Origin of the sequence: Planctellipticum variicoloris, from assembly GCF_030622045.1 — a bacterium.
Classification (GTDB): Bacteria; Planctomycetota; Planctomycetia; order Planctomycetales; family Planctomycetaceae; genus Planctellipticum; species Planctellipticum variicoloris.
The window spans coordinates 5,704,406-5,728,561 of record NZ_CP130886.1 but is presented as its reverse complement, the minus strand read 5'-3'; the positions used below and the strand labels follow the sequence as shown (position 1 = coordinate 5,728,561).

Here is a 24,156-nt window from a genome sequence, read left to right as displayed (position 1 = left end):
ACGCCTCTTCAGCCCACGCGCCGGCGGGAGTCGGCCAGCATTGTGTCGAACAGCTCGCGCTGGCGGACAAGTTCCGCCGCGGGGTCGGCGGGGACCTGGCCTTCTTCGAGCATCAGCCAGCCGGTGTAGTCGGTGCCGACGAAGAGGTCGAGAAGCTGCTGGTGCGGATACGTCTTCGAATCCAGCAGGTGAATATGGGCTGTCGAGCCGAAGCGATCGCAGACCAGCTTGAAGTTCTGTTCGAGTCCCGACCCTTGCAGATCCTGCGGGTTGGAGTTCCAGCAGACGGCGACCCCCGGGTGCGTCGCGACGTCGAGAATGGCTTTGATGGTCGGCAGTTCGGCGCACTGGCCGTGGACTTCGAGGCGGATCTGCTGGCCGAAGCCTTCGGCGTACTCGGCGACTTCGTTCAAGGCGCGGCCGATCTGGGCGATCGTCTGCTCGCGGGGAACGTCCTTATGAAAGGAGTCGGGCTTCACCTTCACGCCCGACGCCCCGATATCGTGGCTCAACGAGACAAACTGCTTCGTGGCTTCGATCGCCTGCTTGAGGACTGCCTGATCGGGGCTGTCGAAGCGCTCGTTGCTGCCGATCCCCACGCATTGCACGCGACCGGCCTCAAATCTCCGGCGGACGGCGGTTCGGTCTGCCGCCGAGAGCGCGGGCTCGACGGCGTGCTTGTGGGTAGTCCGCAATTCGACGCCCAGAACGCCGGCTTTGTCGCAGTTGGCGATCAGGGTGGGCAGGTCCCAGTCCTTGCCCCACTGATAGGTAACGAGACCGAAGGCGATTCCGGCTCCCTTCTTCTCCTGGGCCGCGGCAACCTGGCCCACGGGAAGCAAGGCGGTCGTTCCCGCGAGAGCGAGGGCGCCGAGGAAGTCGCGTCGGTGGAAGTGGACCATTTCGGACTCCGGAAATAGGGCGAAAGGGGCGTTGAGAGTTCGTCATCTTCCGTCGCTGGGGAGTCGGTCGCAAGGTGGATTGTGAGACTGTGCGGCCTGTGCCGGATGGAGGGGCGGGGGACGCTCTGGCTCCGGAGCCTCGCCACGATCAAGGCGGGGGGCCTGCGACGCGGATTGTCGTTACCAGACGGGCGACTGGTGCATCCGGGAATGCCACAGACGGTTTACGGAATCGCGTGTAAATTGCGCAGTTTCACACTCGCTTGAGTCTCTACCTGGAGTTCGGGATGGCAAAGTCGCATGCAGTTTGACTGACCGTCATGCGTGGTACAACCGCGCCAGGAATCGACGTAAGAACCTTGGGAAATAACACTTTGAGACATTCAAGGCGTTCTCTCGCCCCGACCGATCATTGAGGCTAGTCCCGCCGAACTCAGTGACCTCGCGGTCGAGTGTCGACGGGAAGAGAACCAAGTGGGGGGCTGCAGCGCCTGAGTGCGTTGCCGGACGAAGTCAATGTCCGTACGGACGTGCCTCTTGTCGGTCGTGGGAACCGGAACGTTGTGAACGGATTCAGACTCTAGAAGTCGACGCGCGTCGCGGGCGGTTGCCCTTTCCGACGCCGACGGAAATGTGCCGCCCGAATTCTCCCGGCTGGCCGTTCACTGCTTTCGCGGGTTGGGACGACCCTGTTTCGTGATTCCCTAGGGAAGGAGACGTTGATCTATGCGTTGGATCAAGTTCTGTGGAGCTGTGCTCACCACGCTGAGTATGACGACGCTGGCGAATGCCGGCCTGTTCAACCTGGGTGGCTGCGGCGCGGCGAAGAGCTGTGGTTGTGCCCCGACTCATCAGCCGGTTTGTTGCAAGCCGGTGATCGTCAAGCCGTGCCATCGCACGGTCCATAACTATCAGCGTCAGTGTGTTGGTGTTAAGCCGCTGTGCAGCGACAATTGTGCGCCGTCCAGCTGCTGTGCTCCCGCTCCGGCCGCCTGTGCACCGGCTCCGGCCTGCTGTGCACCGGCTCCGAAGCCCGCCTGCTGTGCTCCGGCTCCGGCTGCAGCGGCTCCGGCCTGCTGTGCTCCGGCTCCGAAGCCCGCCTGCTGTGCTCCGGCCCCGGCCGCCGCTGCTCCAGCTTGCTGTGCTCCGGCTCCGATGGCAGCGGCTCCGGCCTGCTGTGCACCGGCTCCGAAGCCTGCTTGTTGTGCTCCGGCCCCGGCTCCGGCTGCTCCGGCCTGTTGTGCTCCGGCTCCGGCCCCGTCGGCCTGTGCTCCGGCTCCCGCTGCGGCCACCTGTGCCGCTCCGTGTGCTCCGGCTGCAACGGCCTGCGAACCGGCGAAGACCTGCTGTGCCGACCCCTGCAAGGTCGCCGCGCTGATCTACGAAAGCCAGACCGCTTGCTACGCTCGTCAGCGTCGTGCTGCGATCCACAAGCTGGGCGACAAGTATGACTGCGTCTGCAATCCCGAAATCATGGCCGCCTTCATCTATGCTCTGAACGATGCTGACGAAAGCGTTCGGACGAAGGCTGCTGACGAAATCGGCGATCAGATCCGCAAGCATGGTTGCTGCTGCCCGGACGTGGTTGCCGCTCTGACCTGTGCCCTGGCCGACTGCCACCGCGGCGTCCGTCGTGAAGCTCAGCAGGCTCTCAAGCTCTGCGGCTACGACGTCGTCGACGGTGACTGCTGCAAGACCGCTTGCAACACCGGCTGCAACTCGGGTTGTGCCCCGGCCGCTTCGAACTGCGGTCCGTCGTCCGCTCCCGCCGCTCCGGCTCCGATGCCGGCGACGGAAGGGGCTCCGGCTCCGGTTCCTCCGGCCACCGGCTTGTTCAAGGGCCGTTCGCTGTCCACGCTGCTCGGAATGCGTTAATCGCAGACCGACAGACGGCCAGCAGGCTGACTGATTGAAAATGCGACGGCCTCCGGATTTCCGGGGGCCGTCGCTGCATTCATTGGGTGTCAGTTGTCCGTTGTCAGTGGCAAAGAACGAAACGCCAAACGCCAGATTCCAACTGACAACTGACAACTGGCCACTGACAACTGACAAAAAACCGACTACCGTTTTGCCGACAACTCCTTTGAAAGCAGCCATTCATAAAACTTCGGATCCTCATACGTCTGCGTCCAACTGTCGTGACCGACGCCGGGATAGACGGTGAGCCGGACGTCCCCGCCGGCGGCCTTGATGGCGTCCACCATCTCCTGCGACCGCTCAACTTTGACCCCCTCGTCTTTCTCGCCATGGTAGACCGAAATCGGCAGGTTCTTGAGCTGATACGACCACTCCGGCCGACCGCCGCCGCAGATCGGAGCCACGGCCGCAAAGCGGAACGGCGTGCTGGCGGCGAGCGACCAGGTCGCAAAGCCTCCCATGCTCAGACCCGTGACGTAGATCCGTTGCCGGTCGACGGCATGGTCCTTCTCCAGGTCGTCCAGCAGACGGCTCAGGATGTCGATGTTCCAGAACTGGTTTTCCGGGCACTGAGGCGAGACCACGATGAACGGAAACTCCTTGCCCCCGGCGATCAGTTTGGGAGGGCCGTGAATCAGGACCTTGTCCAGGTCGCTGCCCCGTTCGCCGCTGCCGTGCAGGAACAGCACGAGCGGAAATTCTTTCTCCCCTCCGGCCTGGTAGTCCTTCGGCAGATACAGCCAGTAACCCAGTTGCGGAGAGTCCTCGCGTTTTCCAAGGACAAAACTTCGAGCGACCTGTTTGCCCGGGGCAGGATCATCGGCCTGCGCTTGCGACCAGGCCGCACCGGCAGTTATCAGTGCCAGCAGAACGATGCGTAACATGGACGTGAACCTTTGCAGGAGTGTCGCGGAGCGGAATTCGATCCTGAGATGATGCGAAATCCGGCTCCGGCTCGCCACCGGCCCGCCCCGCCGCCAACATTCCGGGACTTCCGGCCCCCAGGAAACAGCCATGAACGTAGAACTCTGCCGCGTGACGACCAGCGACGGCCTGCAGCTCGACGGGGCATTCCATCCGTCTGCCGCCGAGAAGAGTTCTACGCCCGTTGAAGCATTTCTGCTGGTCCACGGGACCGGCGGCAATTTTTATGCGGGCGGAGTCTTCGAGACCTGGGCGCGACTGAGTCTCGCGGCGGGAATCCCGATGCTGCGGATCAACACACGGGGCCATGACGGCTTGGCGGGCCGCGAATGTGTCGCGGACTGCGCGCAGGATCTCACCGCATGGCTGGACTGGCTCGCGGACCGCGGCCTCCGCCGCATCGCCATCGTCGGGCACAGTATGGGGGCGGTCAAAACGCTGTTTACCGAGGCCCATCGGCCGCATGACAGCGTCGTAGCCTGCATCGCGTTGTCGCCGCCGCGATTCTGCCACACGATGCTGATGGCCGACCCGCGCTACACCAGTTTTCGCGAGGCCTGGCGACGGTCCGTCGAACTGGTGGCCGCAGGCCGCGGTGACGAGTGGCTGAGCGTCACCCAGCCTTTGCCGCTGGTGATCACCGCCGCCGGCTTCGTTGAGAAGTACGGTCCGGAGGACCGTTACGACTTCGTGCCGTGGCTCGAACGGCTCTCGAAGCCGACGCTGTTTGTCGTCGGCGAGCAGACCGTCGCCACGTCACCGCCGTTCGCCGGTCTTCCGGAAGCGATCGAACGAGAACTGTCACGGATGCCTGACGGCAGCGGACTGCACGTGGTGCCCGGCGGCGATATGGCCTATCGGCCGTCGCCGGAAGAGCCGTTTCGGCGGGCGATGGAATGGTTGAGCGCCTTGTCCGGGCGCGCATGAGCCATTCAAATGGCCGGGGCAGGAGCGACTCTGCGAAGCCCCGGCCTTATGCAAGAGGCGCAAAAACCGGGGCTTCCCTTCGGTCCAGCCTCGGCGACCCGCCTGTTCTCGTCCCCGGATTCCGCATCCCGCTTCGGTTCCTGCCGGATCAGGAGCGAGGCGAAGCCTCGCGAAGAGCCGGTTCCCAGGCAGGAGCCCGGGAACCAGTGATTTTCCCACGCGCAGCAACAAACGGAGCGCGAACTCCCATCCGCGCTCCGTCGTGATTTTGATCAACCTTCTCCTGCAGTTACGGCAGGAGCGAGGCCAGGTCGGCATGCGGGCGGGCGATCACGTCGGCGAGAATCAGCTTGCCGCCGAGGCGCTCGACCGTCTGCTTGCCGACTTCGATCGCCGTCTGCACCGCGGCAACGTCGCCGCGAATCATGATCGTCACGTAGGCGGCGCCGATCTTTTCCTTGCCGGCGAGCGTCACGTTCGACGCCTTCAGCATGTCGTCGGTGGCGTGCAGCGCCGCGACCAGTCCCTGCGTTTCCAGCAGCCCCAGAGCGTTCGTCATTGCCATAGCGTTCTCTCGCGGTTTGCGATTATCGGATGACCCCAGCAGCGGACTGATGACCGGCTTGGGATCGGCGAGCTGCAGGGTCACTTCCAGCGGCGCCGCCATGATCGAATAAAGTCCGAACGAACCCATCCGGCGTGCCAGTTCCACGCCCCGTTCCGCGGCCGCGGTTACCGCAGCCACGTTGCCGACCAGCTTGATGCACTGCCCCTGTCCGTCGGCGCTTTCAATGCCCAGAATCCGCACGTCGGCGGTCTTGGAACACTGGTCGGCGACCATGAAGGACGGAGCCAGATTGTTGATTTCCAGCAGGGCCAGGCTCAGTCGAGAAGTCATGCAGCAGCCTCTGCGGCGATCCGGATTCAGAAAATGGACTCTTTCCGGCACAACAAAGCCGGCCCACGTACGCCAGTGTGGCGGTTTGGCGAAAACAACGCAACTTTGCCGGTTCCGCAAAGTTCGCGGAATTCAGGCGAGTCGCGAGGACTTCGACACGCTGATTATCGGCAAGTGCCCGGTATGGAAAATCCGAAATCTGCAGCCGGCCAGAAAACCGAACCGGCCGGTTCGCCTGGCCGTTCAGCGATTGTGCAGACTGGGTCGTCGAAGACTCCGACACCAGACACCCGCCCGCCAATGCAATGATTAACAACTTACCGCAACTGACTTCTGACAACGGGCAACTGACAATTCCCGCTCAATTCGCCTCAAGGGCCTCGATGATCTTCTGCAGATCGTTCTCGACCACCACCGGCTGATTGCCGAACGGTGCGTTTTTCACGCCATTGGCAGCCAGTTTCTTGTCGAAGAGGGCTTTGTCGCCCGAATGGTAGGCGACGGTTGCATCAGGATCCTTGAGTTGGTGGCCCGTCAGGATGCAGACGACGCGGTCGCTGGGGGCGATCACCCCTTCGCGCCGCAGCAGCCGGGCGCCGGCCACGCTGGCGGCGCTGGCCGGCTCGCAGCCGAAGCCTCCCGCACCGACCTGGGCCTTGGCGTCGAGAATTTCCTGGTCGGAGACCTGGCGCACGATGCCGTCGCATGCCTCCAGCGCCCGCAGACACTTCTTCAAATTGACCGGACGGTTGATCTCGATCGCGCTCGCCAGCGTATTCGCGCGGCGCTGCTCCGCGTCCATGTCCGCGAAAAACTGGTCGATGATGGCGTCGTCGGGACTGCCGCCATTCCAGCGGACGCCGCGCTCCTCGTAGAGCTGGTACAGCGTGTTCGCCCCCTCGGCGTTGATCACCGCCAGTCGGGGAATCCGGTCGATCAGCCCCAGATCGCGCAGTTCAGTGAAGGCTTTGCCGAACGCGCTGCTGTTGCCGAGGTTGCCGCCCGGGACGACGATCCAGTCGGGGACTTCCCAGTTCAAGGATTCCAGCACGCGGAACATGATCGACTTCTGCCCTTCCAGCCGGAAAGGGTTCACGCTGTTGCAGAGGTAGATTCCCCGGTCGCCGGCCACTTCCTGAACCCGGGCCAGGGCGTCGTCGAAATCCCCGAGCACCTGCAGCGTCAGCGCGTTGTAATCCAGGGCCTGCGACAGCTTTCCGTAAGCAATCTTCCCGCTGCCGACAAACACCACGACGCGGAACAGCCCCGTGGTGCTGGCATAGATCGCCAGCGAAGCGCTGGTATTCCCCGTCGAGGCGCACGCGGCAATCTTGGCGCCGACCATCCGGGCGTGCGTGCTGGCGGCGGTCATCCCGTTGTCTTTGAAGCTGCCGGAGGGATTCAGCCCCTCATATTGCAGAAACAGGCTGCCGGCATTGAGTCCGACATAGTTTCCAACGGTCGTCGATGGCTGCAGAATCGTCTGGCCTTCGCCGATCGTGACGATCTGCGATTCCGGAGCGAAGGGCAGCAGGTCGCGGAAACGCCACACGCCGCTGTAGTCGAGCGGATTTCGACGATTGCTCCAGCGGCTCTCGAAGAAGCTCAACGAGTCCGGAACGGGCAGCCGGTCCCATTCGTAGGCGATATCGAGCAGCGAGCCGCAGTCGGGGCACGCGGTCAGCGTCTGATCGACAGCAAACGTGGATCCACAGACGGGGTTGATACAGCGCTGGCAGGCAAGATCGGCGGAAGTCGAAAGCATCAACGGGTCTCAAGTCGGAAAATCGAAGGCAAAACCGTGGTTGGAAAGTTCCAATTCACAAACGCCAAATCTCAAACAAGTCCGGAATCGCGAGTCTGAAAGGACTAATTCACCCAGACCCCGCTCTCACCAACCTCATTGGAACTTGGTGTTTGGAGTTTGTTGTTGGGAAGTTCTCCCAGATTACCCTCTCTCCTCGGGAGAGAGGTAGCGTCTCGGCGGAGGGCCGATGTACCGGGCTCGGGGACGGACCGGGCGGGTATTCCGGGTCTGCTCCAGGTAATGCCCCGCCCAGCCAGTCATCCGGGAGAGACAGAACAGCGGCACGGCGAGTTCGGCGTCGAATTCCAGATGTTTCAGAATCCGCATCGCCGGCCAGATCACCGCAGGATGCATCTGCTGCTCGTCCCACACGACGTGCTCGATCGCGGCCGCGACTTCTTCCACCCCCGACTGGCCGGTCTCCTCGGCCAGCTCGTGACACAGCGGCGCCAGGATTTCCGAGCGCGGGTCCGTGGTGCGGTACACGCGGTGCCAGAAACCCGGGAGACGAGCCTGCTTCTCCAGCGTGGCCTGCGCCCACATCTCGGCCGCCGCCGGCGACTGCAGCAGTTCGTACACGCCGGCGACCTGTTGTGACAGGCCCCCGTGCAACGCCCCGCGAATGACCGCCAGGCCGGCCGGAATCGACGCCGAAAAATCCGAACGGACCGACGCCGCCAGTCGAACGGCGTACGTCGCCGGACTGAATTCGTGCTCGGCACAGCAGATCAGCAGGGCGTCGAGCGCCTGCTCGGCGGCGACCGTTGGCTCGCGTTCCTTGAGCAGCCAATACAGGTTGCCGGCGTAGGTCAGGTCGTCGCGCAGCGGCAGCAGCGTGCGTCCCTGCAAAATCCGGAGTCGGCCGGCGATCAGCAATGGCAACTGCGCCTGGAGCCGGAGCAGCGTCTGCCAGATGGCGATCGGGGTCGCTTCTCCGCGTCGCGGGTCGTCCTGCGTCAGGAGACTCAGGCCCGTCCGCAGAACGTCGGCCAGCGGAACGTGGATTGGGACGTTTTCCAGCCACCCGGCGACTTCCCCCTCAAGTTCGGGGTGCTCCAGCCAGCTCGCCTGCGTGTCGGCGAGCTGCTCCCGATTGGGGAGATCTCCGTGCACCAGCAGATGCGCAATTTCTAGAAACGATGCGTCTGCGACGAGATCTTCGAGCGGATAGCCGCAGTAATGCAGCCCGGCGTCGAGCGACGAAATCGCCGTTTCACCGACGGGCGGGCGATCCGAAGCGGTGAGTCGGGGCGTCAGTTCAGACATGAAGTCTCCCACCTGCGGGCCGACCATGAACCGGGCGCCGCGAGACACGATTGATCGGGCCATTGTATCGCTGGCCGGCGTCAGTTCAGCGCGAAACGGGGCAATCCCCGAGCGGGGACTGAGAAATTCACCGCCTCCGGCGCTTCCGTCCGAACCACGACCGCCAGTGTGGCCAGGCGAACATGTGCCGAGGCGCGACGTGATTTGGAGCCGATCGAGCCGTGCGTGAAACATCCCGATTGAATCCAGCGTGACCACGGGCTAGACTCGCATTCGAGTCAAATCGTGACGATTGCGCTGATTCGGCGAATTGCCAAAGGACGGAGGTTTCAGCGTCCCGCAACCGTTGTATGGTTGAATTCGATTCCCATGAGGCTGCGGAGCCGGTCTCGGGAATGGCCGATACACTGAGCATCCAGGACGACGCGGGCCTGTCGGTTTCGTGTTGTCCCTCAGCAAATCGTCTTTCCACGATCTCTGATCGCAGCTTCTTGAAGTTCCAACGGAGTGGCCTCATGCATCACCCGGCATCTCAAACGCGTCTCTCGATCGAACTTGCGGCCCAGCGACGGTCCCGTCCGCAGCGTTTCTTCCGCAGCGTCGCGGCGCTGGGGCTGCTGGCCGGTGTGGCTTCGGGAACGTCCGGCTTCGAAAACAACGGCAATCCCGTGGGGCTGCAGGGGATCTTCTCTGCCGAAGTGCCCGCCGATCTGACGGCCGAGGGGCTTGCGGCTCTCGATGGCAACTGGGAGCAATGGTCTAAGGACACCGCCGCCGCGATTCAGGACGTCTACCAGAAGCTCGGCTCGGCGGATCTCGCCGCACAACGGGCCGGAATTGCGACGCTGAAGTCGAAGCTGGCCGTCGTCGACAAGGCGCTGGAAGACCCGCGTTACGCATCGCTCAACGTTCCGCTGACGGACGTGCATGGCGGCCTGTCGCGACGCATCGATCTTGCCGAGGCAGTGCTGGCGACGCTGGAGCTGGACGGTCCGGCCGTCTACGCCAAACAGGTCGAAAAGAAAGGGCAGGCCGTATCGAGTTCGATTTCCGGGCTCGAAGCGTACCTCGCGACGATCAGCGGCGGATCCGCCTGGATTCCGTATGCCAAGGTCGATGCCGCGAAAGCGGGCCTCGCCAAGTCTGCGACCGAGGCCGCGACGATCGAGGCGCTGAAGACGACGCATGCCAAGCTGGCCAAGCGATCCGAACTGACGGACGAAACGCAGAAGGAATTCCTGGGCCGCCCGGCGTTCGTCAAAGTCGAGCAGGCCATTGAGGCCTATCTCAAGGTCGCCGAAACTCCCTATAACCCCGAAACCGTGACGGCGCTGCGGGCCTCGCTCGCCGAACTGGTCGCGGCCGTCGAAGACGTTCAGGCGGCGGGAACGACTGGCAGCGAAGCGAAGACGCGGGAATCGTTCTCCAAAGTGCGAGCGCAGTCTCCGGATGGGGGCGATCTGATCGCCGCGGCGCTGCAGAAGCACTTCTTCAATTACAACCTGCGGTTTTCGGCGACGGAGACCTTCCTGAGCCGGCTGCTGTCCGACGCCCGCGTCGAGCAGGGGGCCGTGAATGACTACGTGCTGGGAGCGGCCGTCGGCGGCAACCAGACCACCACGACCAGCCTGGACGTCGATATGAAGCCGTCGGCCAGCGGACTGAAGTTCGATCTGGTCCTGAACGGCACGGTTCAATCCAGCACCGCCGGTGCAACGCCCGACGCGACCATCTACACCTCGGGCTACCACACGTTCCGGGCCGCCAAGCCGCTGACGTTCGACGGCGATCGATTCACGACCGGCCCCGCCACGATCGGCGTGAACGCCAGCAACACGACCACGGGAGCGTCGACCCGCTTCAGCGGCGGACTGCTGGGCGGTTTCGCCGAGCGGATCGCCGTCCGCGAAGCAACCGCGCGTCGTCCGGAGTCGGAAGCGATTGCGGCCAGCCGGATTCAGCAGCAGGTCCTGCCGCGGTTCAACAACGAAGTCAACACGGAGTTCAACAAGGTCAACGAGACGCTCGACAAAGAGCTGTTCGCCGGCCTGAAGTCCAAGGGGCTGTTCCCGGATGCCCGGGCCCTGCAGTCGACCGAAACGGACGTGCGGGTCAGCACCCGATTGATGGGGGCGACGGAACTGGGCGGCGGAGACCCGCGATATGTCTTCACGCCGGCTGGAACGGCGGCGGTGATGATTCATCAGTCGCTGATCAACAACAGCCTGGCGCGAATGGGCCTGGCGGGGCAGACGCTGACCGAAGACGAATTGAGCGACAAGATCGCGTCGTTCCTGAGCGAAGCGTTTGACCGCAAGGTCGAGTTCCCGAAGAAGCCGGCGAAGCCCGCGGCCGATGGGGAAAGCGACGACGCCGGGATTACGACGTTCATGTTCGCCAAGGAAGATCCGATTCGGATTCGCGTCAGCGACGGCGTGGTCTACATCACGCTGAAGTCCGGTTTCCGCCGGGAAGGCAAGGACGACGTTCCCGAATTGAGCGTCACTGTGCCGTTGCAGTTCACGCTGAAGGGTCAGGAGATTCTCGTCGAACTTCCGGAACCGGTCATGGTCGAAGGTTCGGCGGGCCTGGCGACGCGGAAGGAAATCTCCCGCCGGGTCGAGCGGGGCATTCCCGAGAAGCCCCTGACGGCTGTCGTGGACATCCAGGGGGCGAAGAAGACCGTCCAGGCGGTCATTACGCAACTCAAGCTGGCGGACGGCTGGATCGCTCTGTCGGTCAAGTAACGACGATGCGGCTGGTTGATGGTTGAAACGCAAGAGCCCGCAGGAGCAATCCTGCGGGCTCTTTGCATTTCGCATTCTCTTCTCGATCCCGGGCCGAAGTCGCGGGCGTTCTTCCGACGCCGGTGTCGCCCTCGTAGACCTTACAAGGCACCCCCAGCGCCCTGGTCGCTCATCGCACAGGGAAGTCTGCTGCGTTCCGCCCCCGCGGGAGCACTCGTCGGGGAGGAACTCTGGCTCAGCGGGGGACGGGTGGCTGGGGTCGGGCGTCTGCGACCGCCCCCAGCGAATGCAAACTGGCTTCAATCCTGGGGGCTCGAAGACTCGACACCCGCCACCTGCTGGCAACGGATCTCTCCAAACAAAAAAATGGCGTGTCCCTCAGGAGCGAGTCTGTGGTTTGAGCGACAAACGGCTCAGCGACGAACCGTCAAAGCTCTCGATGGTCGCTCGGCCTCTCCCCGGGCTTTCTGGATTTCCAACTTTCACACCCAGCAATTCTCCGTGCCGCGTCGTACTCCTCAGGGGGCGATCGCCCGCGCCGGACTTTTTCACGTCTTCGTAGATTCCTCTTTCCGTTGCCTTTCTGCGAGAGATCCGCTCGCTGACGATTCCTGCGTCGTTCCGCGTATTCGGGCCAATCACATGTCCTCATGGTTCCGAGCCGGCCGCAATCGGCCGCCGCGCTGGCGCGTCCTCCTCTGGATTGGGGTCGCCACTCTCTCGACGGGAGCCGGCCTGCTGGCCCGCAGCGAAATCGAACGCCGGGTCGCCCGCTGGACCTACTCCGCCGCCGCAGACGGCCGACGCGAAGGAGGGACCCTGCTCATCGCCGGCGGCGGACGACTCCCCGACGGCGTCAAACGGCACTTCCTCGAACTGGCGGGAGGCGACAAAGCCCGGCTGGTCATCATCCCCGCCGCCAATGAAGACGCCGCGGGCCTCCGCGAATACCGCGAAGACTGGAGCCAGTTCACCCCGCAGTCCGTCGAAGTCCTCCATGCCGACTCACGCAGCACCTCGGAAACCCCCGAGTTCTCCCGCTGCCTCGATGAAGCCACCGGCGTCTGGCTCGGCGGCGGACAACAGACCTGGCTCGCCGGCTGGTATCGCGACACGCCCGTCCAGGAACGACTGCTGGGCGTCCTCGCACGGGGCGGCGTCATCGGCGGCACTTCCGCAGGCGCCTCCGCCATGTCCGATCCCATGATCGCCGGCGGCCGCGAATCACCTCACCGCGGTCGGGGCCTGGGGCTGATTCAGGGAGTGATCATCGATCAGCACTTCGTCCGCCGGAACCGGATCGGACGACTCCTCAAGATGCTTGACGACTACCCCGATCACGTCGGCCTCGGCGTCGACGAACGGACCGCCGTTATCCTTTCCGTCCGGTCGGGCCGGTTCCGCATCGTCGGCGACTCGTGCGCTGTCGCCTGCTGCAATTCGCCCGGCAGCCCCCGACCGCGGATCGAGTTCTTCGACGCCGGCGACGAGTTCGATCTCGCCAGCCTGAGAAACGGCGCCCCGACGCCACCCTCAGCCGGCTTTGACCTGGAAGACATTCTGGGCGAGTAGCGAGAAAACGTTACTGGTTCTTTGAGGTTTGTGATTCGTCAGTTGCCAGCCCGGCGGGCCGCTCTTCAAATTGCCCCGGGGCGATCAGCGATGAGCAACAGGCGGCAGGCTTTATTCCGCTTCTCTGGCTTTCCGCTCACGCCTTCTTCTTACTTCCTCGCCGCAATCGCCCGCTGGACCGCCGCTCCCATGTCCGCCGGGCTGGCCGCGACGACGACTCCCGCAGCTTCCAGAGCCGCGACTTTCTCGGCAGCCGTCCCGGCGCCGCCGGAGATGATCGCCCCGGCATGTCCCATCCGCTTGCCCGGAGGAGCCGTACTTCCCGCGATGAACGCGGCGACCGGCTTCGTGACGTGCTCCTTGATGTATTCCGCGGCCTGGATCTCCGCGTTCCCTCCGATCTCGCCGATCATCAGAATCGATTCGGTCTGCGGATCGTTCTGGAACATTTCCAGCAGTTCGATGTACATCGTCCCGACGATCGGATCGCCGCCGATGCCGATCGCCGTCGACTGCCCCAGCCCGACATTGCCGAGCTGCCAGGCGGCCTCGTAGGTGAGGGTGCCGCTCTTGCTGATCAGTCCCACCGGACCCGGCTTGTGAATGTACCCCGGCATGATCCCGATCTTGGCGATGCCCGGAGTGATGATTCCGGGACAGTTCGGGCCGATCAGTCGCGACTTCGGGTAGTTCACCATCTGCCGCTTGACGCGGGCCATGTCCAGGACCGGAATTCCCTCGGTAATTGCGACGATCAGTTCGATCCCCGCATCGAAGGCCTCCAGAATCGAATCCGCGGCGGCCGGAGGCGGCACGAAGATCAGCGAACAGTTCGCCCCCGTCTTCGCCCGAGCATCGGCCACGGTATTGAACACCGGGAAACCGTCGACTTCAGTCCCCCCCTTGCCCGGCGTCACGCCGCCGACCATCGGGGTGCCGTAGGCCCGGCACTGCTGACTGTGAAACAGCCCCGCCTTACCGGTGATGCCCTGACAGATCACGCGCGTCTGCTTGTCAACGAGAATGCTCATACCGTGTATTCACTCTTTTCTGGAGGGGTCCGAATCCAGTTCAAGGATCTCAAAGACGCCAAATACCTCAAAGTGTCAGCATTGTACGATCAGCCAGGTGCTCTCTCAGCGTCGATCGAGTCACTCTCATCGCCTTGGCTCAACATCTCTTCAAGAATCTCTGCTTGTGTCCCGATGGGCTTCAGCATTTTGCCGAGCGACAGCGGCTGAATCTGAAGCGAGCTTCGGATTGCCGTTTCCGTCGGCCTGGATCCATCGCAGAGAATTGACCGACCAGCACGATTGTCACCGGCAGCGCTTTGCGAGCTGCCGTCTCCACCGTTGGTTGGTCCTGGCTCCTGCATTTCTCCGCGTCCTCCGCGTCTCGTATGTTGAATCCATCTACCCCGTGTGGTGTCATGGGACACGCGGCGGGGGCCGCTTCGGAGCGTAGCGACGAAGCGGCCCCCGCCGCGGCCGGCGACAGATCGATCGCGTCTGGGGCCTCAGAGCCCGCCGCGGAGCTGGATCGTCGTCGGCATGGTCGTACCAGCCCGAACAGCCGTTTGAGCCGGAAGCGTTCTCGAAACTCTCCGAGCTCGCATTTACGAGATTGGGAACACGCCATCGACCCCCGCATCCACATCGGCATCGACGTCTCCAAGGCACGACTCGATGTCGCCATGTCCGACTCCTCTTCCCTCCTGGCCGTCGACAACGACCTCAAGGGCTTCCTGAAACTCCTCAAGCAGCTCCCCCCACCCGACCGCTGCCAGGTCGTCATGGAGGCCACCGGCACCTATCACTTCGACGCCTTCCTCTGTCTCAACGATCACGGGTATCACGTCGCCGTCGTGCCCCCCATCCGCGTCCGCGCCTTTGCCACAGGGGCCGGATGGATCGCCAAAACCGACGCCATCGACGCACGCGTCCTCGTTCGTTACTCCAAGGTCGCCGAACTCCAGATCACCGAAAAACCCTCCGATTTCCAGCTCAAACTCCACGCACTCGTCACTCGCCGACGGCAGCTCGTCGACCTCCACGTCCAGGAGTCCAATCACTTCGAAGCCGCTCGCGACAAGGCCGTCAAAGACGACATCGAGCAAACCCGAAACATGCTCAAAATACGCATCACTGCCATCGAAAAACAGATCGACGATCTCTGCGACTCCGACCCCGATGCCAAACGCCGCGTCGAACTCATGACCTCCGTCCCAGGCATCGCCAAACGGACAGCCGCCGTGCTCCTCGGAGAACTCCCCGAACTCGGCGACGCCAACCGCCAGCAGGTCGGAGCACTCGTCGGCGTCGCCCCCTACAACCGCGACAGCGGCAAGTCCTCCAAACTCAGATCCATCCGCGGCGGCAGAGCCTCCGTCCGTTCCGCTCTCTACATGGCGGCACTCACCGCCTCACGCTGCAACCCCGTCATCAGACCGTTCTATCGCAGACTCAAAGACGCCGGTAAGCCAAGCAAGGTCTGCCTCACCGCCTGCATCCGCAAACTCCTGACCATCCTCAACGCGATGATCAAATCCGACACCGCCTGGAACCACGGACTCCAAAATGCGTAAATCTCACAAATCCACCTTGACCAACAACACAGCCGCTCCGCGGTGAATCCTCTTCATTCCGCTTCAATCGCCGTCAGATCGCCGCCACGGCTTTCTTCGCCGCGTCCGTCAGATCCGTACCGGTGACAATGTTCCGACCGCTTACCGCCAGCATTTTGCGGGCGATCTCCACATTCGTCCCTTCCAGCCGGACTACCAGCGGAACCTTGATGCCGATCTTGTCGTAGGCGGTCATCAGCGCGGTCACGATCGTGTCGCACTTCATAATGCCGCCGAAAATATTGACCAGCACGCCCTTCACATTGGGATCGGCAAGAATGATCCGGAACGCCTCCGTCACCTGATCGACGTTAGCCCCGCCCCCGACGTCGAGGAAGTTCGCCGGCTCGCCGCCGTGCAGCTTGATGATGTCCATCGTGCTCATCGCCAGGCCGGCGCCGTTCACCAGACAGCCCAGATTCCCATCGAGCTTCACGTAGCTGAGCCCTGCCTTCTGGGCCTGGACTTCCATCGGCTCCTCTTCGTTCAGGTCCCGCAGCTCGGCGAACTCGGGATGGCGGAACAGGGCGTTGTCGTCAAACGTGACTTTGGCATCCAGCGCGATCAGCTCTCCGTCAGCCGTCACGACCAGCGGGTTGATTTCCGCCATGCTGCAGTCATTGTCGACGAAGAACTGGCATGTCTTCTGGAAGAACCCGACCGCATTCTTGAGTGCCGCCCCTTCCAGACCGAGTGCGAACGCCAGTTTGCGCGCCTGAAAGGCCTGCAGACCGGCGGAGACGTCGAAGGCCTCCTTGAGAATCTTCTCCGGAGAGTCGTGCGCGACGACTTCAATCTCCATGCCTCCTTCGGAGGAGACGATCAATACCGGACCGCCCGCTTCGCGGTCGACCACCACGCCCAGGTAGAGCTCGCGGGCGATCTTCAGCCCGGCTTCGACCAGCAGCGTGCTGACCTGTTTTCCCTCAGGACCGGTCTGGATCGTCACCAGCGTCGAACCCAGCATGCGGGCCGCATGGGCCTTCGCCTCGTCCGCGGAACGGACGAGCACCACTCCCGGCTGTTCCGGATGCTCGTTGAACCGGCCCTTGCCGCGGCCGCCGGCGTGAATTTGAGACTTCACGACGGCGAGCTCCCCTCCCAGTTCCTGAAAGGCTCGGGCGGCCTCGTCCGGGGTCCTGGCGACAATGTTGCGTGGAACCGGAACTCCTGCCTTCACAAGCAGTTGCTTCGCCTGATATTCGTGAATCTTCATCGAGCATCCCGCGGTCTGAGGGGGCATCTGCAGGGGACCACCACCGGCCCATTCCCTGCTTCGAAGCCATCATACCGGTGAGCCGGAACCCACGCTAACCATCGGACAGTTCTGTTCCGAGAACGCCCTCAGTCATCTCCTCAAGGCTCTGGAGGACTGCGTTGAATTTGACGGCAGAGCCCCGCGATCGAGGCGGCGGCTGGCCTCAGTCGTGCGATAAACTTTTCCGGCTGTAACGAATGTAGCAGCCAGCCTCTCCGTGCCTGTTGTAACGACCCCATTCGCGCTGCCCGCGGGCCGGCTCGTGCGCCGATATGGAAGAGCAGCGGTCGGACTGTCTGCCAGCGCCTGCGCCGTGGACGGTGCAACTTTCACGCGCCGGCAGACCCCGCAGTCCCCCCGCCAGTACAGGGAGGTGTCGGTATGGGTCTTACGTCCGCGATGAACACATCGCTCAACGGGCTGCAGCTTAACGAAGTCAGCATCGACGTCCTCGGCAACAACATTGCCAACGCCGGCACCAACGGCTTCAAGGCTTCGACGGTCCGCTTCCAGACCCAGCTCGCCCGGACGCTGAGCGTCGGCTCGCGTCCCACCGCCACCCAGGGCGGCACCAACCCCCGACAGGTCGGCCTGGGGGCGTCGGTGTCGGTGATTTCCAAAGACTTCACCCAGGGGAGCGTCACCAACAGCAGCAGCCCCTCCGACCTGGCGATCCAGGGGAACGGCTTCTTTATTCTCAACGGCCCGAACGGACGGGTTTATTCGCGCAACGGCAACTTCTCACTCAACAGCGACAGCAAACTCGTCAACGATCAGGGCATGTTCGTCATGGGCTACGGGGTCGACCGCGACTTCAACGTGGTGAAGACCCAGCTCGTGCCGATGTCGATTCCCATCGGCAACCTGAACATCGCCCAGCAGACCACGTCGCTGGCGCTGACGGGAGCGCTGTTTCCGGCCGGTGCGCTGGCGACACAGGGCAGCGTCTCCACGACCGGCGTCATGACTGATACCAGCACGTCTGCGGCCGCCACCGGGACTTCGCTCCTCTCCGACCTGGAGAACGCCAACGGCGATACGCTGTTCACCGTCGGGCAGGAGCTGTCGCTCGCACCCCGGAAGGGGGGACGGACGGTCGAAGCGGGGCATCTGACGGTGACCGCCACGACGACCGTCGACGATCTGATGCAGTTCTATTCCGACACGCTCGGCATTCAGTCCGGCGGCACGATTCCCAATGACGGAGTCACCGGGACCCAGCCGGGCGTCACGCTGGCGGGGGGGCAGATTACGATCGTCGGCAACGCGGGCACCGTCAACGACATCGACGTCACCGTCGGCGACCTCGTCAGCGGCACCTCGGTCGTGCCGCTGAGTTTCAACAAGACGCAGACGGCCAATGGCGAGAGCACCGGCACCGACTTTGTGATTTACGACTCGCTCGGCCAGCCGGTCAACGTACGGGTTTCCGCTATCCTCGAAGGGACAAATCCGAGCAAAACCACTTACCGCTACTACATCGAAAGCCCCGACAACTCCGGCAGCAACGTCGCCCTGTCCACGGGGACGGTCGATTTCGACAGTCTGGGGCGGGTCTCCAACGGCGGCATTTCGACCTTCTCGCTCGATCGGTCCGACACCGCCGCCGTCAGCCCGATGCAGGTGACGATCGACTTCACCGGGATCACCGGCATTTCGACCGCCGCGGCGGGGAGCAAACTCGACCTGTCGGCACAAAACGGGGCTCCTCCCGGCACGCTGCAGAACTTCATCATCGACGAGTCGGGCGTGGTGAACGGCGTCTTCGACAACGGGCTGATTCGACCGCTCGGCCAGGTGGTTCTGGCCCGGTTCGCGAACCCGGACGGATTGATCGAAGACGGCTCCACGACGTTCAAGGAGGGGGTCAGTTCGGGAACGCCGGCGCTGGTGGAACCCGCCACGTTCGGCGTGGGGACGATCCGCGCGGGCGCCATCGAGCTGTCGAACACGGACATCGGCAAGAGTCTCGTCGATCTGATCGTCGCCTCGACGAACTATCGGGCGAATTCGCGCGTGATCCAGTCGGTGACGCAGCTCGTCGACGAACTGCTGCAGCTCGCTCGCTAGTCCGACGTGCAGAGGGGCCGCCATGATCAAGCTCACCCGCATCAACGGCGAGGAATTCGTCGTCAATGCCGACCTGATCCGCTTCGTCGAAAGCCGTCCGGACACGTACGTCACGCTCACGACCGACGAGCGGCTGATCGTTCTGGAACCGGTCGACGAAGTGATCCGCAGATCCATCGAATACGCCCGCGCCATCCGGCTCGTTCCAGGTCTGGCGCGGTGATTTGGCCGAATGACGGCAGGAGCAGGAGTTCATGGACAAGGCGACGCTGATCGGCGTGCTTGCAGCGAACGGCGCAATGCTTTACGGCATCATCGTCGCCGGCGCCAGCCTCAAGGCGTTCTGGGATACGCCGTCGGTCATCATGGTGTTCGGCGGCGCCATCGCCGTTCTGCTGATTGCCTTCCCATTTGCGAGCGTGATGAAGTTCTTTGCGATCTCGAAGAAGGTGTTTTTCCCCAAGGTGCAGCCGGTCACGCCGGTCATCACGCAGCTCGTGGAGTTCGCCGAAATCGCCCGCCGGGACGGAATTCTGGCGCTGGAGAACAAGACGGCTTCCATCCAGGATCCATTCGTTCTGATGGGGCTGCAGATGGCGATTGACGGCACCGAAGCCGAAGTCATGGAAGCCATTATGCGTTCGGAAGTGGAATCCATGGCGACCCGCCACAAGTTCGGTAAGACGTTGATGGAGACCACTGCCCGTTACGCGCCGGCGTTCGGCATGATCGGTACGCTGATCGGCCTGATCATCATGCTCGGCAACATGTCCAACCCCGACGCCATCGGCCCCGGTATGGCGGTCGCGCTGCTCACGACGCTCTACGGCGCGTATATCGCGAACGCCTTCTGCCTCCCGGTTGCCGACAAACTGGCGTTTTACAGCCGCAAAGAAATCGAGATTCGCGAAATCGCGATCCGCGGGCTGCTGTCGATCCAGAACGGCGACAATCCGCGCGTCATCGAGCAGAAGCTGCTGACGTTTCTGCCGGCGAAAGAGCGTGCGGCGTTCGCCCGTAATAAAGCGGCCGCCTGACGTTTCGTCGAGACTTTCGGCCCTTGTCCGGCAGGCCACACTCCAACCGTCGCGACTGCAACCATGGCGATGCCACCCGATGATCCGCCGCCCGGAGTTCCCGAGTGGGTCGTCACGTACGGTGACATGATGTCGCTGCTGCTGACATTCTTCATCATGCTCGTCTCAATGGCGGAGATGAAGAGTGCCGGCAAGATGAAGGCGATGCTCAACTCCATGAAGGAGCAATTCGGGCCGCTGGACGGAATCTTCGGCGCGCCTGGCGATTCGCTGCAGACGACCGGCGCGATGGAAACGGCCGCATCGCACGGGAATGCCTCGAAAGGCGGCACCAAGAAGGGCGGGTACAAGAGCAAAGGGCTTGCCGGCCCTTCGGCGTCCGTGAAACGCCTGGCGCATGGAACGGTCATCACGCTCGGCGGGCCAGCGGTCTTTTCGGTCCACACCGACCGAATCAGCGAATCCACCCGTAAGGATCTCGAGGCGATCGGCAGGCTTCTGGCTGGCCGGCAGAACAATATTGTCGTCAGCGGCCATACGTCTCGCGAACAATTGCCGGGGGATTCTCCGTTCAAGGATCCGTTTGAACTCAGCTTTGCCCGCGCCCGCAAATGCGCCCAGTTCCTGATGGATCAGGGGATTTCCCCCACGCGGATTCAGGTTGTCGCCATCGGCGACAGCGAGCCGAAAGTCATCAGCCGGCTTCCGGAGGCGCAGCAGCAGAATGATCGTGTTGACGTATTTGTCGTAGATACCTATACCACCGCAGATTCCAAGGGCAACAATCCAGACCAGTCGCCGGCAGCGCCGGCCGGCGCGGCCGCGTCGCCAGCCGAAAGACCGTGACCATGAAACTCGGCGGAAAGACGATTCTGATTGTCGCCCTGATCCCGGTCGCTATGCTGCTCTCCGCGGGACTGACTTACCTGATGGTCGCTCCAGCCGCGGGGGCCGCGGCGACGACGGAGGGGGATGATGCGGCGGGAAAGGAAGAGGAGGCCGTCGATGTTCCGTCCGACGCCACGGTGGAAGTCCTGATCGACAACTTCAACTGCACGAACAACCGGGCCGCCGCCGGCTCGACGATTCACGTGAGCTTCAAGGTCGTCTGCATCGTTCAGGATCGCCAGAATCTGGCCTTCGAGGAACTCGCCAACAAGACGCACAAGACCCGCACCCGGCAATCCATCGAACGAATCATCCGCAGCGCCGCGCTGGAAGATCTGCACGACCCGAATCTCAGCACAATCCGCAGACAGATTCGCGAGGAAGTCAACAAGGTGGTGGGCAAGAATTTCGTCGCGGATGTCGCAGTCAGCGATATTCGCCTCATCGAACAATAACACGGATCGGAATCCCCGGTGGCTGGCTCCGACGAACTGCTGACGCCCGAAGAAATCGAGGCGCTGATGTCCGCAGCGCGGGGTGAAGATCCGCCGCCGCCCGCCGCTGCGGCCCCGCCGGCCGCCGGCAAGTCCGACCTGCTCAATGCCGACGATATTTCGGCGCTCTTTCAGCAGACCCCGGCCGCTCCGCCGGCCAAATCGCCCGCGCCGCCGGTCGCCGCCCCGTCCGATCTGTTGAGCGCCGACGATATTTCTGCACTGTTTTCGGCCCCGGCCGCCCCGCCGCCGAAACCGGCCGCGAAGCCCGCGCCCCCCCGCAAGCCGCCGGCTCCCAGTCCCGCCGAAGCTTCGCTGCGGCAGGCCGAGCAGCACCTGGCGGCCGCGGTCGCTCCCGACGTCAGAGCCCCCCGCGGTCTGCCGCCGGAATTGGGCGAACCGCGGAAGTTCGAGTATGCCAGTTTCGACTCGTCGGACTCCCGGTCCGAAGCGGTCCGCCAGCTCGGTTCGCTGCAGGATGTCGAGCTCGATCTGCGCGTAGAACTGGGGCGGACGGAACTGCTGATTGAAGAAGTCATGAAACTCCGCGAAGGGTCGGTCGTCCCGCTCGACAAGCTTGCGGGCGACCCTGTGGACATCTTCGTCAACGGGCGGATGGTCGCCCGCGGCGAAGTTCTCGTCCTCAACGACAATTTCTGCGTCCGCGTGGCGGAGATTCTCACGCCGGAGATGTAGTGGAGGGAATAGCGAGTCGGGAATAGCGAATAGCCGGAGACTCCTGTTTGAGTTGCTGTTCCCTTTTTGCGGAATCAACAGCCCGCAATTCAGGTGCCCGGCTCCGGTCGCTGCAGCGCAGTTGCCGGGGTCTCTGCATTCGGGGGGGACGCCGGCGGATAGCGCTGGATGAATTCCCGAGCCACATCACCAGCGTCGAGAGTGAGGTGCGCCGTCTTTACTCCGTGGACGACACTCCGACATCTTCGAAGACCCTCACCCTGACCCTCTCCCACTGAAGACAGCGGGAGAGGGGACAAGATGAATTGACTCGCTGTTCCTGAATTGATGCCGGTGATTTAGTGGGAGAAAGAGGACGCGGAGCGTCCGAAGAGGCGTTCCCAGGCGGAGCCTGGGCTGCGCGAAATCGTCAATTGTTGGCGGTCCCGGTTGATCCGGCTTTTGTTCCTGGAAGGACGGGGAGGGCCTGGCGGCGCTGGGCTGTCAGCGACTTGCCTAAGTGGTCGTCGATCCACGCGAGCAGGTCGCGATGCCGCACGGCGTTCAGGGCTTCGCAGATCTTTTCCTCGCTGATCCGCACGACCGACGCGGCCATCCCCAGAATCAGTTTCGTAAAGCCGCCGCGGCTGTGCTGGCCCTGCAAACGCTTGCCCTTGCCGATCAGCGATTCCAGCACTTCGCTGCTGGCCGGCAGACTCTGTCCGGGGAGCACGCCGCTCGACTGCTCGCTCACGAACTCCACCAGCCGCGCCGCCGCACGCTCACCGGCAGGCGTTCGGGCCACCGTCTCCAGTTGCCGGCGCAGCGTCTCGCCGGCGGCGGCGTGGTAGCCCGCCACGCGCAGGAACTCCAGCATGTGGTCCTTGACCGCCTGCAAGTCGTTCCAGTCCACGAGCGCCTCCCGGAAGTCGCGGATCCAGCCGAACTTCTCCTCGAGCCGCGTCAGGTCGAGACCCGCGGGACGTTCGGCCGCGGGCGTGTCGATCAGCCGCAGCATGCGGGCGCCCCAGCCGATCAGCGGCCCCAAGTTCAAGTAACGCCCTTTGACTTTCTGCGTGGGGGGAGCAAGGTGTCCGAGTTCCGTCTGCTTCACCCGTGGCTGCGTCTGCCCGCAGTGTTTGACGAACGCGATCCACCGCGGATCGGCGAGCAGTTCGTGCTTGAGCACGATCGCCGTCTTGTGGGCGATGTCGTGCAGCACCTGCGTCGTCGGGTGCTGTTCGCGGAAACGCTGAGCGCCGCCGAGAAGATCCGAACCCTCGTCGCTGAGGATGGCGGCCGGCACGCCGACCAGCCCGGCCGCAGCCGCGAGCTGCCGCTGGACGATCTCGCCGCTGGATTTTTCGACCGGCTGCAGCGCCAGCAGCGTCAGATCCTGGTGCGTCAGCGGCGCCGTCAGCGCTTTCCACGCCGACAATCGCAGCCCCGCGATGACCAGACACTTCCGCGACCCCAGTTGCAGCGTGTGGTCGACGAGGAACACCCAGTCGGCGGCGAATTCCTTGGGCCGCCGCAACTCGTGCAGTCCCAGCCGCAGCAGCCACGCTTCCGCAGTATTGGCCGCAGGAGCCCCCCGGAACTGGGGCAGGCTGTCCCGCAGCAGTTCGACCACCGCCCGGCAGCCGCGAAAGCTGACCGCTCCGGCCAGACAGAACTGCAACGTCAGGCCGATGGCCGCTGCCGAATACGCATGATGGGCCGGTCGGACGGCGTCCGGGAGGGGGCCAGGGGCTGCGTCGGCGACCCGGTCAGCGCCCGGATTTTAAGGCGGCGATCTCACGTTCCAGGTCCGCCGCGCGGCGTTCGGCCGCGGCGGCCCGCGTGCGCCACATCGCGCGGCTCTTCTCGACGGCGCGGGTCTGGTTCTGCAGGAGCTTGCAGGTTCGCTTCCACTGGCCGGACTTCGCCTTCCACCGATTGCGACTCCGCTCGAAGAACCGCACCAACTTGCCCGCCGGCGACGAATACCGGGCGACGGCTGTTTCGCTGGTTTCGCAGGTCATGACGTTCCTCCTTGAACAAAAAGCCCAGTGGAACAAAAACGCGACGATTCGCCGAGGCCAATTGCCCCTGAAAACGACGGATTTCGCGCAGCCCAGGCGGAGCCTGGGAACGAGGGATTTCGACATC

At 63.5% G+C, this 24,156-nt stretch carries 20 protein-coding genes; 11 read left to right on the top strand and 9 right to left on the bottom strand.

Going from position 1 to position 24,156, the window contains the following annotated elements; translation table 11 throughout:
• Positions 1 to 8: 8 nt before the first annotated feature.
• Entirely contained in the window at positions 9 to 902 is an 894-nt protein-coding gene (locus SH412_RS22320; protein ID WP_336520239.1) for a sugar phosphate isomerase/epimerase family protein, read from the bottom strand.
• Positions 903 to 1,628: 726 nt separating this feature from the next.
• Here SH412_RS22320 and SH412_RS22315 point away from each other — a divergent pair.
• A complete protein-coding gene (locus tag SH412_RS22315) occupies positions 1,629 to 2,777 on the top strand; it encodes a HEAT repeat domain-containing protein (protein ID WP_336520238.1) in 1,149 nt (382 codons plus the stop codon).
• Positions 2,778 to 2,962: 185 nt separating this feature from the next.
• On the opposite strand, the gene SH412_RS22310 is transcribed toward SH412_RS22315, so the two are convergent.
• Complete coding sequence (locus tag SH412_RS22310; protein WP_336520237.1) at positions 2,963 to 3,703, bottom strand: carboxylesterase family protein; 741 nt, start codon at positions 3,701 to 3,703, stop codon at positions 2,963 to 2,965.
• A 130-nt stretch (positions 3,704 to 3,833) separates the two neighbouring features.
• Here SH412_RS22310 and SH412_RS22305 point away from each other — a divergent pair, with 130 nt between their 5' ends.
• Entirely contained in the window at positions 3,834 to 4,670 is an 837-nt protein-coding gene (locus SH412_RS22305) for an alpha/beta hydrolase family protein (protein ID WP_336520236.1), read from the top strand.
• A 289-nt stretch (positions 4,671 to 4,959) separates the two neighbouring features.
• Here SH412_RS22305 and SH412_RS22300 read toward each other — a convergent pair whose 3' ends face one another.
• From SH412_RS22300 to SH412_RS22290, 3 genes are all read right to left on the bottom strand, one after another.
• Positions 4,960 to 5,568 (bottom strand): BMC domain-containing protein, encoded by a 609-nt coding sequence (locus SH412_RS22300; RefSeq protein WP_336520235.1) that lies wholly within the window; start codon positions 5,566 to 5,568, stop codon positions 4,960 to 4,962.
• Between the two features lie 361 nt (positions 5,569 to 5,929).
• Positions 5,930 to 7,333, bottom strand: coding sequence for a threonine synthase (gene thrC / locus SH412_RS22295; RefSeq protein ID WP_336520234.1), 1,404 nt, complete (start codon positions 7,331 to 7,333; stop codon positions 5,930 to 5,932).
• 183 nt (positions 7,334 to 7,516) lie between these two features.
• Positions 7,517 to 8,689 carry a citrate/2-methylcitrate synthase gene (locus SH412_RS22290; RefSeq protein ID WP_336520233.1) on the bottom strand — a complete coding sequence of 391 codons (1,173 nt, stop codon included), beginning with the start codon at positions 8,687 to 8,689 and terminating at the stop codon, positions 7,517 to 7,519.
• A 467-nt stretch (positions 8,690 to 9,156) separates the two neighbouring features.
• On the opposite strand from SH412_RS22290, the gene SH412_RS22285 reads away from it, so the two are divergent.
• Together SH412_RS22285 and SH412_RS22280 are read left to right on the top strand one after the other, a co-directional pair.
• Positions 9,157 to 11,388 (top strand): hypothetical protein, encoded by a 2,232-nt coding sequence (locus tag SH412_RS22285; RefSeq protein ID WP_336520232.1) that lies wholly within the window; start codon positions 9,157 to 9,159, stop codon positions 11,386 to 11,388.
• A gap of 642 nt (positions 11,389 to 12,030) precedes the next feature.
• Positions 12,031 to 12,960 carry a cyanophycinase gene (locus tag SH412_RS22280; RefSeq protein ID WP_336520231.1) on the top strand — a complete coding sequence of 310 codons (930 nt, stop codon included), beginning with the start codon at positions 12,031 to 12,033 and terminating at the stop codon, positions 12,958 to 12,960.
• A gap of 149 nt (positions 12,961 to 13,109) precedes the next feature.
• On the opposite strand, the gene sucD is transcribed toward SH412_RS22280, so the two are convergent.
• A complete protein-coding gene (sucD, locus tag SH412_RS22275; RefSeq protein ID WP_336520230.1) occupies positions 13,110 to 13,991 on the bottom strand; it encodes a succinate--CoA ligase subunit alpha in 882 nt (293 codons plus the stop codon).
• 368 nt (positions 13,992 to 14,359) lie between these two features.
• Between sucD and SH412_RS22270 the strand changes: the two genes are divergently transcribed.
• Positions 14,360 to 15,544, top strand: coding sequence for an IS110 family RNA-guided transposase (locus SH412_RS22270; protein ID WP_336519166.1), 1,185 nt, complete (start codon positions 14,360 to 14,362; stop codon positions 15,542 to 15,544).
• Positions 15,545 to 15,617: 73 nt separating this feature from the next.
• Here SH412_RS22270 and sucC read toward each other — a convergent pair whose 3' ends face one another.
• On the bottom strand, positions 15,618 to 16,799 hold the full coding sequence (gene sucC / locus SH412_RS22265; protein WP_336520229.1) for an ADP-forming succinate--CoA ligase subunit beta: 1,182 nt from the start codon (positions 16,797 to 16,799) through the stop codon (positions 15,618 to 15,620).
• Positions 16,800 to 17,222: 423 nt separating this feature from the next.
• On the opposite strand from sucC, the gene SH412_RS22260 reads away from it, so the two are divergent.
• The 6 genes from SH412_RS22260 to fliN all read left to right on the top strand — a co-directional run bounded on the left by SH412_RS22260 (position 17,223) and on the right by fliN (position 22,026).
• On the top strand, positions 17,223 to 18,911 hold the full coding sequence (locus SH412_RS22260; protein WP_336520228.1) for a flagellar hook protein FlgE: 1,689 nt from the start codon (positions 17,223 to 17,225) through the stop codon (positions 18,909 to 18,911).
• A 22-nt stretch (positions 18,912 to 18,933) separates the two neighbouring features.
• A complete protein-coding gene (locus tag SH412_RS22255) occupies positions 18,934 to 19,134 on the top strand; it encodes a flagellar FlbD family protein (RefSeq protein ID WP_336520227.1) in 201 nt (66 codons plus the stop codon).
• Between the two features lie 31 nt (positions 19,135 to 19,165).
• Positions 19,166 to 19,948, top strand: coding sequence for a motility protein A (locus SH412_RS22250; protein WP_336520226.1), 783 nt, complete (start codon positions 19,166 to 19,168; stop codon positions 19,946 to 19,948).
• 63 nt (positions 19,949 to 20,011) lie between these two features.
• Complete coding sequence (locus tag SH412_RS22245; RefSeq protein ID WP_336520225.1) at positions 20,012 to 20,794, top strand: OmpA/MotB family protein; 783 nt, start codon at positions 20,012 to 20,014, stop codon at positions 20,792 to 20,794.
• A gap of 2 nt (positions 20,795 to 20,796) precedes the next feature.
• On the top strand, positions 20,797 to 21,291 hold the full coding sequence (locus SH412_RS22240) for a hypothetical protein (RefSeq protein ID WP_336520224.1): 495 nt from the start codon (positions 20,797 to 20,799) through the stop codon (positions 21,289 to 21,291).
• Positions 21,292 to 21,309: 18 nt separating this feature from the next.
• The gene (fliN, locus tag SH412_RS22235; RefSeq protein ID WP_336520223.1) at positions 21,310 to 22,026 is read left to right on the top strand and encodes a flagellar motor switch protein FliN; all 717 of its coding nucleotides are present in this window, start codon (positions 21,310 to 21,312) and stop codon (positions 22,024 to 22,026) included.
• 409 nt (positions 22,027 to 22,435) lie between these two features.
• Here the strand turns inward: fliN and SH412_RS22230 are convergent, their stop codons facing one another.
• Positions 22,436 to 23,686, bottom strand: a complete 1,251-nt coding sequence (locus SH412_RS22230; protein WP_336518718.1) for a hypothetical protein — start codon at positions 23,684 to 23,686, stop codon at positions 22,436 to 22,438.
• A gap of 88 nt (positions 23,687 to 23,774) precedes the next feature.
• On the bottom strand, positions 23,775 to 24,029 hold the full coding sequence (locus SH412_RS22225) for a hypothetical protein (protein ID WP_336518717.1): 255 nt from the start codon (positions 24,027 to 24,029) through the stop codon (positions 23,775 to 23,777).
• Positions 24,030 to 24,156 lie beyond the last annotated feature (127 nt).

Coding starts and splice junctions, on each gene's coding strand:
- SH412_RS22285 (WP_336520232.1), top strand. CDS start 9,157: ATGCATCACCCGGCATCTCAAACGCGTCTCTCGATCGAACTTGCGGCC.
- SH412_RS22260 (WP_336520228.1), top strand. CDS start 17,223: ATGGGTCTTACGTCCGCGATGAACACATCGCTCAACGGGCTGCAGCTT.
- SH412_RS22225 (WP_336518717.1), bottom strand. CDS start 24,029: ATGACCTGCGAAACCAGCGAAACAGCCGTCGCCCGGTATTCGTCGCCG.
- SH412_RS22250 (WP_336520226.1), top strand. CDS start 19,166: ATGGACAAGGCGACGCTGATCGGCGTGCTTGCAGCGAACGGCGCAATG.
- SH412_RS22255 (WP_336520227.1), top strand. CDS start 18,934: ATGATCAAGCTCACCCGCATCAACGGCGAGGAATTCGTCGTCAATGCC.
- sucD (WP_336520230.1), bottom strand. CDS start 13,991: ATGAGCATTCTCGTTGACAAGCAGACGCGCGTGATCTGTCAGGGCATC.
- thrC (WP_336520234.1), bottom strand. CDS start 7,333: ATGCTTTCGACTTCCGCCGATCTTGCCTGCCAGCGCTGTATCAACCCC.
- SH412_RS22245 (WP_336520225.1), top strand. CDS start 20,012: ATGGCGATGCCACCCGATGATCCGCCGCCCGGAGTTCCCGAGTGGGTC.
- SH412_RS22305 (WP_336520236.1), top strand. CDS start 3,834: ATGAACGTAGAACTCTGCCGCGTGACGACCAGCGACGGCCTGCAGCTC.
- SH412_RS22270 (WP_336519166.1), top strand. CDS start 14,360: ATGTTGAATCCATCTACCCCGTGTGGTGTCATGGGACACGCGGCGGGG.
- SH412_RS22300 (WP_336520235.1), bottom strand. CDS start 5,568: ATGACTTCTCGACTGAGCCTGGCCCTGCTGGAAATCAACAATCTGGCT.
- SH412_RS22310 (WP_336520237.1), bottom strand. CDS start 3,703: ATGTTACGCATCGTTCTGCTGGCACTGATAACTGCCGGTGCGGCCTGG.
- SH412_RS22240 (WP_336520224.1), top strand. CDS start 20,797: ATGAAACTCGGCGGAAAGACGATTCTGATTGTCGCCCTGATCCCGGTC.
- SH412_RS22320 (WP_336520239.1), bottom strand. CDS start 902: ATGGTCCACTTCCACCGACGCGACTTCCTCGGCGCCCTCGCTCTCGCG.
- SH412_RS22280 (WP_336520231.1), top strand. CDS start 12,031: ATGTCCTCATGGTTCCGAGCCGGCCGCAATCGGCCGCCGCGCTGGCGC.
- sucC (WP_336520229.1), bottom strand. CDS start 16,799: ATGAAGATTCACGAATATCAGGCGAAGCAACTGCTTGTGAAGGCAGGA.
- SH412_RS22315 (WP_336520238.1), top strand. CDS start 1,629: ATGCGTTGGATCAAGTTCTGTGGAGCTGTGCTCACCACGCTGAGTATG.